The following is an 8702-nucleotide window of genomic DNA, read 5'->3' as shown; positions in this document are numbered from 1 at the left end:
CCTAAATCAGAATTATTCCAAGAATCAAAATGCCTAAAAAAACTCTTAACTGTCAGACAAGATCGGAGCTATTACAACTCCGTCATTGAATGGCAAAGCCATCCACTCGATTACCTGCTGGCTTTATTCATTTTCAGTCTGATAGCATTGGCGTGAAAGCTCTTTGCAACCCCAGGAACGAGGATTGCAATGTGCTTGGACATCGCGCTGGGTTAAAAAACATTCTCAACGTCAAAATGAACTTTTACGTTTTTATTGTTATCAGTTGTTATCAGAAAATCAATCTTATCTAATTGTGTTCGTGATTTTTCAAGGTGTTTCTCTTCTTCTGGTATTCCAATTCCGTAAACTATTTTACTTATGCTAAATCCACTTAATAGCTGATTTAATGAATCTGAAAAATTGTTAATTGCCTTAATTTCCAATAGTTTGTCAAAATCTGGTTGGTAGAATCTATCTTTGTTTTCAAAGAATAAGGCAATATCATCTTTAACAGCAATAATATCAGGAATTATTCCGCCTTTATTTTTTTCGGTTCTGTTATCTCCATTTGGGTGAAGTAAAATTCCCGTGCCGCTTTGTGGAAAGTCATAACAGATAATTTGCCAACCATTTTCTTCTAGCCAGTTTAGGATATTTATTGTAACCCTTTCCTCTCTCATAATTATGCGTCTCTCCATAATGCACCATCAGGGAATAAAATTGCATCAGCAAAATATGAGAACACACGGATATGTTTAACCTTTGAATATGTCGAGCCATAGCGAACTTGCATATAATATCTTGGAATTTCGTGATTGGCTATGTTTTTGTAATCCTTGGAAAGGATGTTTTTCTTTTCACTTGCTTGAACTGCTTTCACAAAGTCTTCAACTTTACCTTTTGTTCCGGGCAATGTGATAGTTTTCTTTTTATCATCTACAACCACATCAGACCAAGCAAGCACTAAATTGTATTTCCTTTCTTCAAAAGACTTACCTTCACGACAAAGTAAGTAATCAATCGCAGCTAATGCTCCAGGGTAAGGGTCGCCTCTAAAAGCAGCATTAACCTTGTATATAATGGTTTCTGAACGACTTCTTAATAACTCTCCAATTGAATATTTGGCATTTTCAAATTGCGATAAATGATTTAATAAATAATCTGTAGGAACTTTTATTGTCGCAGAAAGTGGTGACATATTTAAGTTACCACCTTTACTCAAGTATTCTTGATTCATAAATGCTCTTCGAGCAATTATGGTTCTCTTGCCAAGTAGCTTTTCTCGTCCTTTTACAATTCCATTGTTTTCAAAAACAGATATGATTTCATCTATTGCATTAAACATATTCGTCATTTCTGAATCTGTACCTAATGGACTACCAGAATAGTTCCTGTTTGGGTCGTGTAAAATTCCCTTGGATAACTGATTTGTTGAAGTAGAGGCATCTGGATGAGTCCTAAAATCACTTGGGTAGTAGTAAAGAAGTGCTGGGATGTTGTAAATTGACATAACATCGTCTAAAGCCTTGAATACTAATGGATTAATCTTATCCCATTTGGGTGGTGTGTTCTTTCTTGTAATTATTGCTGCTTCTGGATAAATGTAGAAGGCTGGCACATTATTTTCTACAGATGCAGCAAGTCTTGCGAAGCGTTGAAAAGCATTGTGTCCTGTACCAGCTTCAGTTGATACTTCTACAGAAAAAATGGGTTCGTGGTCAATCTCAACAATTAAATCGGGTGCATCCAAATAAAGTATTTTTTTTATATGGTCAGGCATAGTATGAAAGTTCTTTGCATTATTAGCATCACTTTCATACATTTTTTTCTTTACAAAACTTCTGTTTTTTAATACCGTGTGGTCAATAATAAAATCTGCAAACGACTCTGTGCTATACCAAATTCTATAATTCATCTATAAGTAATTTTTAATTGCTAAACCGACAGCCTTTGCCAATAGTGGTGGTACAGCATTTCCAGTTTGCACCCTTGCTTGAACTGTTCCTCCTTTAACAATAAAATCATCTGGGAAACTTTGTATTCTGCAACGTTCACGAATTGTAAGCCCTCTTGCATCTTCAGGATGACCTAATTGAAATTGAGGACGAATTCCGCCTGAAACTTGAGTTGGACTTAGAATGTCCCAATCCAGACGAATTCTTTGTTTAAAACGTTCGTACATTGGGTCGCCAGGTTTGGTGTTTTTAATTTTCTCAACAGTTGCTTTTGGGTGATTCGGTGCCGTATGATTTGCTACTGAGCCATTGGTGTTCATTCTCATAAGTTTTTGATAGTCCGAGAATGGTTCAGTCTTATATTTTTTCTTTGATTCTTTTGGTTTTAGTGATGCTAAATCTCCAATAGCTTCTTTAATCGTAACATAGGGTTTGTCAGTCTCTGGACCGTGAGTTTTGATTATATCCTCAAAATTAAACTCATTTCCTTTGATACCAACAAATACTAATCTTGACCGTTTTTGAGGCACACCGTAATCTGGGGCATAAAGTAGTTTGCTTTTGACTTGCATTCCACCAATATCGCTCAAATGTTTTTCTATGTCAGTAACGAAAGAACCTGTGCTCTTCATACCTGAAACATTTTCGAGAACAACAACTTTAGGCTGAAGAACTTCTACGAATCTTGCAAACTCTTTATACATAAAATTCCTATAATCATTTTCGTGTCTTTTTCGGTTGTTTAGTGAAAATCCTTGACAAGGAATCCCACCAATTAAAACATCTAATTGTCTGCCATTTAAAAATTCTTTTATAACGAGAGGATTAACTTTTTTTATATCGCCAGTTATTGTAGAACAATTTGGATGATTAGCTTGAAATGTTTGTATTGAAGGTGTGTGTATATCGCAGCCAAGTACTGTTTCAAAACCTGCCATTTCAAATCCTAATGAAGTTCCACCACATCCGCAGAATAACTCCGCTACTATTGGTTTTTCAGAATTTACATTAGTTCCTTTTTTAAAAATTGGTTCTTTATGCCAATAATATCCATTCTCTTCAACCTTAACAGATTTATCCCATACACTTTTTTCAATTACATCTGGCTCTTCTTCTCCGTAAATATTTATTTGACCATCTTCCAAAAGGTCAATTTCTTGAGCAATGCTTTTATATTTCTTCGTAATTGGCATTTTGATAATATTTTTTAGTTGTTAAATTCTAACTTCCCCTGTTTCACATTCGTGTTTCGGTAATAATTGGCAGTATCTTCTGCAACAGAAAAAACCGAGTCAGAACATTTATATTTTATAGCTTCTCTGACAAATTTGTCAGCAAAAAACAAGTCTGTTATATGTTGTAATTCTATTTCAAATAACTCGGAAAGTTTTTTCAGTTTTGATTTGCTGAACTTTTGATTTCCGTTTTCTATTCGACTGATGGCACTCGTATTGATTCCGATTTTCGCTCCGAATTCAGTTTGTGTCCATTCTCGCTTTTCTCTTTCAATTTTTATGAAATGTCCGAAACTTGCCATTTTATTAATTTAATCAAATTATGGTTTGACCTATTTTTAGCAAATGTATTAATAATTTGCATTTTTTACCTCAAGTCAGTCAAATTATTTTCGGGTGGCGGTGGGGAGGTTAAAGCTCTTTGAATTTTGTGAGGTACGAGCAAAATAAAATGTGCTTGAACGTGCGGTAGCTTTTTTCAGCTTGCAGGTAACGTCTCGGCTATCAAAAGTGGCGAGAAGGGAAGATTGCACTTTCAGTTTAACCGGTGGTTTCTTATGGAAATAAATGTGGTAAATTAGTTCTCAAAGAAGCCATTTTTGGATAGCCATCGTTGTGCCCAGTTATTTTGTCTTGAAATTAATTTTATAAAGAACAGCTTCTTTTTTTATGTTTTGGTCACTCAGTAATTTTTTTCCTTCTATTTTCCAAATTTTGGGAGATGAACTCCCAGCTTCATATACGATGTAGAAATAATAATTGCTTTTATTTTTTAATTTTTCTAATTCATTCGAACTTAGAAAAATTGATCTTTTTCCAAGTTTACCTAAAGTTGTTTTTACCTCAATGTATTTTTCATTTTCTTCTAAATCATATGAAAGAATGTCAAATCCTGCATTATCATTTTTTTTACAAATTGGATCTACTTGTGCAGCAAGATCTTCTCTTTTATTCTTTTTAAGATATCTTATTTCTTCCTGAAGAACTATTTGTTCACCTCGATCACCAATTTTTTTATTTCTTTTTCCCTTTTCAATAAAATCGGGTTTTCTAGGTTTGTCATTCTTAGGTTTTGAATTAAATGATTCAGTAGCCAGATCTATGAACTCTGCTTTTACTTTTTCTATAGGTGGAAAATCTTTGTGTTTAAATTTCTTTAACTCTTCTGGTGTATCCTTGTCTTTTAAATCATCATTAGGTTTTTTGAAGGATGTATATAGAAATTTACTAAACTCATATATTTTCCAATTTCTCATTACTGGATCATTATTTTTAAATTCTAATAATGTATTTTGTTTATCCAATTCTGAACGGGAAAAATTAGTTAAGCTTAATGCATTGATAAAGTAATCTAAATGAGAGGCGGCAAAAATGTTTAAATATTCATCAGGAAAATAAATGGATAAAATTTTACCTTTGAACATAGGTGAGATAGGATTCTTTTTAAGTTGCTTTATATTGTTTCTATTTTCAATTAGATGAATAATTGAGTTGATTATATTATCAAAAGTTTCGTTAGGAGAATTTCCAAAACTTTTCTTTCCAATTCTATATTTCCTAGTTTTGTCATCTCCTAAAGTCCCAAAATATAATCCGAATTTTTTAGCATTACTGCCGTGAATATTACCCCATTCATTTAATTCATTTTCTATTCTATAACAAAATGTACTATGGTCATTCTTTCCAATCACGTATTCATCTATCGATAATTTTTTCAAATTTTCGATAGAATAGTCTTTTATAAACTTTCTTCTTTTTTTGTTTATTTTCTTAAATCCAGATTGATGATTGTCAATACTTTTTTCAAACTCTAATTGATATTCTCTTAATTCTTCGATATTCATATTTAGTTGGAGCTTGGTGAATAATTGGGCACAACTCGTAATATCCCGAACAATTTACTTATTTAATCAGAAATATGTCGGGATAAACGCAGGTTACGCTAAATATAAAAGAATAAAATAAGAGAAAAATACGGAAAGCCGTAAATAGAGAAGGATTAAAGGAATTTATTCAGGATATATTTCTAAATCAATATCGAGAAGCGTTTTAGGTTCAACTTCCAGGGCTTTTGCTAATGCTAATAATGTAGTGAAGGAAAAGTTTCTATTACCATTTTCAATAACACTTAGGCTACCTTTTGTAACTCGGCATCTGGCAGCAACATCATCTTGGCTTAGACCTTTTTCTTCACGAAGCTTCTTAATATGCTTCCCGAATATTCGTTGTCTTTTAAGGTCTAAATCTTCCATAATACTTACTTGGAAAGTAAATACAAGAAATTTTTCACTAAAAAATGTTACAAGTTCTTGTAACAAAAAGATATTTTTTGTTACTTCGCTATTAGTTAGGTCAATATGATTTAATTTATATTTTTGCGATACTTCTTAAAGTAAAATATTAGAAGCATTCGCTTTGAATCTCGGATTGAAAACTGGTAATTTTTAAGGAACGAGATGATAAGTGTAAATGCTCACGACCCGGGCGTGGGCTTACTTGTCGTTCCAAGGTATACCAGTACCACAATCCGATAAGTTGAGATTCCACGCCTTTTTTCTTTTAGAAATTGGCACTCTTCTTAGTTGTCTTCAAAGCTTTTTTCTCTTTATTTCTTATAAGAATTCGCTTAAGCTAAATTCAGTTTAATTCTGGAGGTATATACTTCCGGCATAAAAGCGACTGCCTATGTTAGAGCGCATTTTCAAATTATTACAGGAAGGCCATCCCGATGCCCTGGAGCTTATTTATGCCAGGTACCATCGCAGGATCTTTTGGTTGGGGAAAGATTTGATTAGAGATGAGTTTGTTATCGAAAGCCTGCTCCAGGATACTTTTCTTAAACTTTGGGATAAAAGGGATACCATAGAGAGGCCAGAGCATATTTACTTTTTTCTTCGCTATGTGATGAAACGAGAATGCACTTTCTACTATTGCCGGCCCAAAAATCATTTCTACAGAAGTATTTTCAGGTTAGAAAATTACCCCAACTATCAGGATTTTATGTACGGCTACGATCCCGAAAGTATAGATGAACATCTACTTAGCCAGGAAGCAGAACAAAAGGCTTTAGACAGTATTAAAAGTCTATTCCCGTTGCTGCCTGCTAAGCGCAAACACCTAATGGAACTTTGTATCAAGTATGGGTTTCAGTATAAAGCTATTTCCCTGGCTATGGGTACCAGCATCACACAAATAGTTCATGAAGTAAGAAAGGCGATAGAAGAACTCAAAAATATAATTCATAAGGGGGCTAACCTGGAATCTGATGCGCCTGTGGCTAAGGAAGCAAAGCCCAAAACGAGCCAGGTGCAGGAAAAGGTCTTGCAGCTGCGTTTAGAAAAACAGTTTTCCTTTGGTGATATTGCCAATGAGCTTAATATCTCTCAAAAGGAAGTTCATAAGCAGTTTATGATAGCCTACAAATTGATGCAGGCAAAACACGAAGAGCAATTAGAGTCGGCTTAGCGATGAAAAAGGATACGATCAAATTAACCCGTAAGATTCAGCTGCTGGTAGATCTCCCTACCAAAGAAGAGCGAAATGAAGCTTTGGATAAAATATACCAGTGGCAAAACCGTAGTTTTAAAGCAGCCAATCTTATCATTAGCCATTTGTTTGTTCAGGAAATGATACAGGAGTTCTTTTATCTAACTGAGGGGATAAAGTATAAACTGGCCGATGAAAAGAAAAATGAAGACGGCATACTAAATCGCTCCCGGATCAATTCTACCTATAGGCTGGTTTCAAATCGGTACAAAGGTGAAATACCTACCAATATTCTGGGAAATATAAACCATAATTTGATGACCACTTTTCAGAAAAATAAAGCAGCCTACTGGATGGGAGAGCGTTCCTTGATGAACTTTAGAAGGGATATTGCTTTTCCGTTTGATATGGAAGGGGTGAAGGGATTATGCTATGATGAAGAGAAAAGAGCCTTTTGTTTTAAGCTGTTTTCTATTCCCCTAAAAACCTATTTGGGCAAGGATTATAGTGATAAACGAAAATTACTGGAGCAGGTGATAAAGGGCGAAATTAAACTATGCACTTCTCATATCCAATTAAAAAACGGGAAAACCTACTTATTAGCCACCTTCGAAATTGAAAAGGAAAAGCACAAGCTAAGACCCGAAGTGATTGCAGAGGCTTCCTTATCGCTGGAATATCCCATTATTGTCAAATCTGGTCAGGCAAAATTTACCATTGGCACCAGAGAGGAGTTTTTATATCGCCGACTTGCCATTCAGGCTGCCCGCAAGAGAGCTCAGGAAGGGGTTACCTATGCCAGATCGGGCAAGGGGCGAAAACGAAAAACCAAAGCTGTAGACAGGTTTCACGAACTGGAAAAAAACTATGTGACCAATAGGCTGCACCTCTACAGTCGTAGATTAATTGACTTCTGTATTAAACACCAGGCCGGGACCCTAATTTTAGTGAACCAGGAAGATAAAATGGGAATAGCCAAAGAAGAGGAATTTGTGCTTAGAAACTGGAGCTACTATGAGTTAATAACCAAAATAAAGTATAAGGCCGAAAAAGCCGGTATTGAATTAATTACAGATTGAGGTTACTTGAGGGTGCTTGTACACCCATAAGGTGAGGGGAAATGCAGCACTCACCAAACGTTTTAGCGTATACAACCGTGGGCTCACTTATTCTAAAGTTTGTCCGCCTGAAGTTGAGATAAGGGAAATTAAGTAATCAAAAGCATTGAAAATAAATAGAGCCTTTTAATTATTTGAGGGTGCTTGTACACCCATAAGGTGAGGGGAAATCGCACTCACTAAATGCAACGGGCATATACAACGGCGTGGGCTACTTATTTAAATAATTAATCCGGGTAGGCAAAACCTGAACCTGTGGAGCAAGTCCTATTGCAATAGGGAGATTATAGCTCTACAGTCTAATTAAATTAATGGAAAAATTTTTGAGGGTACCTGTATACCCGTAGGGTGAGGCTGCAAATCGCTCTCACTGAATGCGAATCGCATATACAACGGCGTGAGTTTTCTGCTTTTGAGGATAAACAAGAAATGAAAAAAATTAGAAAAAGAGAATTAGGAATTAGTGGGTGCCTGTACACCCATAAGGTGAGGTGAAATAAAGCACTCACTAAGCGCTTTAGCGTATACAGCGGCGTGGCATCTTTTTTTCAATCAATGTACTTCTGGGATTGAGGATAATCAACAATTTGGGACTTTTAAAAATGTTCAATAACTATAAATTTTAAAAAAATGGAAACTTCTATTTTAATAGAAAAACTTACTAAAGAGGAGCTTTTTGATGGTCTAAGAATGATCATAAAAGAGGAACTGGAAGAATTAAAAAAAGATCTTCCCAGATCTCTTCACGATGAGGATTTATTAACCCGAAACGAAGTCGCATCTCTTTTAAAAATCGACCTTTCTACCGTTCATAACTGGACCAGGAAAGGAAAACTGAAGTCACTCGGGATTGGGCATAGAGTATACTACAAGCGACGAGATATTGAGGAGGCACTAATTCCTTTGTCTTAGTGAATTAGGCTCTT

At 35.1% G+C, this 8702-nt stretch carries 9 protein-coding genes; 3 read left to right on the top strand and 6 right to left on the bottom strand.

Features of this window, described 5'->3' with window-relative positions; genetic code table 11:
• Window positions 1–212: 212 nt before the first annotated feature.
• The 6 genes from ACW6QP_RS14485 to ACW6QP_RS14460 form a co-directional block, all read right to left on the bottom strand.
• Entirely contained in the window at window positions 213–662 is a 450-nt protein-coding gene (locus tag ACW6QP_RS14485; RefSeq protein WP_457911589.1) for a hypothetical protein, read from the bottom strand.
• Between the two features lie 2 nt (window positions 663–664).
• The gene (locus ACW6QP_RS14480; RefSeq protein WP_457911588.1) at window positions 665–1897 is read right to left on the bottom strand and encodes a hypothetical protein; all 1233 of its coding nucleotides are present in this window, start codon (window positions 1895–1897) and stop codon (window positions 665–667) included.
• On the bottom strand, window positions 1898–3130 hold the full coding sequence (locus ACW6QP_RS14475; RefSeq protein ID WP_457911587.1) for a DNA cytosine methyltransferase: 1233 nt from the start codon (window positions 3128–3130) through the stop codon (window positions 1898–1900). It abuts the gene before it with no gap.
• A gap of 14 nt (window positions 3131–3144) precedes the next feature.
• Window positions 3145–3474: a helix-turn-helix domain-containing protein gene (locus ACW6QP_RS14470; protein WP_457911586.1), complete on the bottom strand. Its 330-nt coding sequence runs from the start codon at window positions 3472–3474 to the stop codon at window positions 3145–3147.
• A 321-nt stretch (window positions 3475–3795) separates the two neighbouring features.
• Complete coding sequence (locus tag ACW6QP_RS14465) at window positions 3796–5016, bottom strand: DUF3883 domain-containing protein (RefSeq protein ID WP_457911585.1); 1221 nt, start codon at window positions 5014–5016, stop codon at window positions 3796–3798.
• Between the two features lie 165 nt (window positions 5017–5181).
• A complete protein-coding gene (locus ACW6QP_RS14460) occupies window positions 5182–5490 on the bottom strand; it encodes a helix-turn-helix domain-containing protein (RefSeq protein ID WP_457911584.1) in 309 nt (102 codons plus the stop codon).
• 367 nt (window positions 5491–5857) lie between these two features.
• Between ACW6QP_RS14460 and ACW6QP_RS14455 the strand changes: the two genes are divergently transcribed.
• The 3 genes from ACW6QP_RS14455 to ACW6QP_RS14445 all read left to right on the top strand — a co-directional run bounded on the left by ACW6QP_RS14455 (window position 5858) and on the right by ACW6QP_RS14445 (window position 8688).
• Window positions 5858–6637 (top strand): RNA polymerase sigma factor, encoded by a 780-nt coding sequence (locus ACW6QP_RS14455; protein ID WP_457911583.1) that lies wholly within the window; start codon window positions 5858–5860, stop codon window positions 6635–6637.
• Window positions 6638–6639: 2 nt separating this feature from the next.
• Window positions 6640–7737 carry a hypothetical protein gene (locus tag ACW6QP_RS14450; protein WP_457911582.1) on the top strand — a complete coding sequence of 366 codons (1098 nt, stop codon included), beginning with the start codon at window positions 6640–6642 and terminating at the stop codon, window positions 7735–7737.
• Between the two features lie 669 nt (window positions 7738–8406).
• Entirely contained in the window at window positions 8407–8688 is a 282-nt protein-coding gene (locus tag ACW6QP_RS14445; protein WP_457911581.1) for a helix-turn-helix domain-containing protein, read from the top strand.
• Window positions 8689–8702: the final 14 nt, after the last annotated feature.

The organism is Salegentibacter haimaensis (assembly GCF_054121495.1).
Note: the sequence above shows the minus strand (reverse complement) of the source record. Positions and strands in the feature narration are given on the sequence as shown.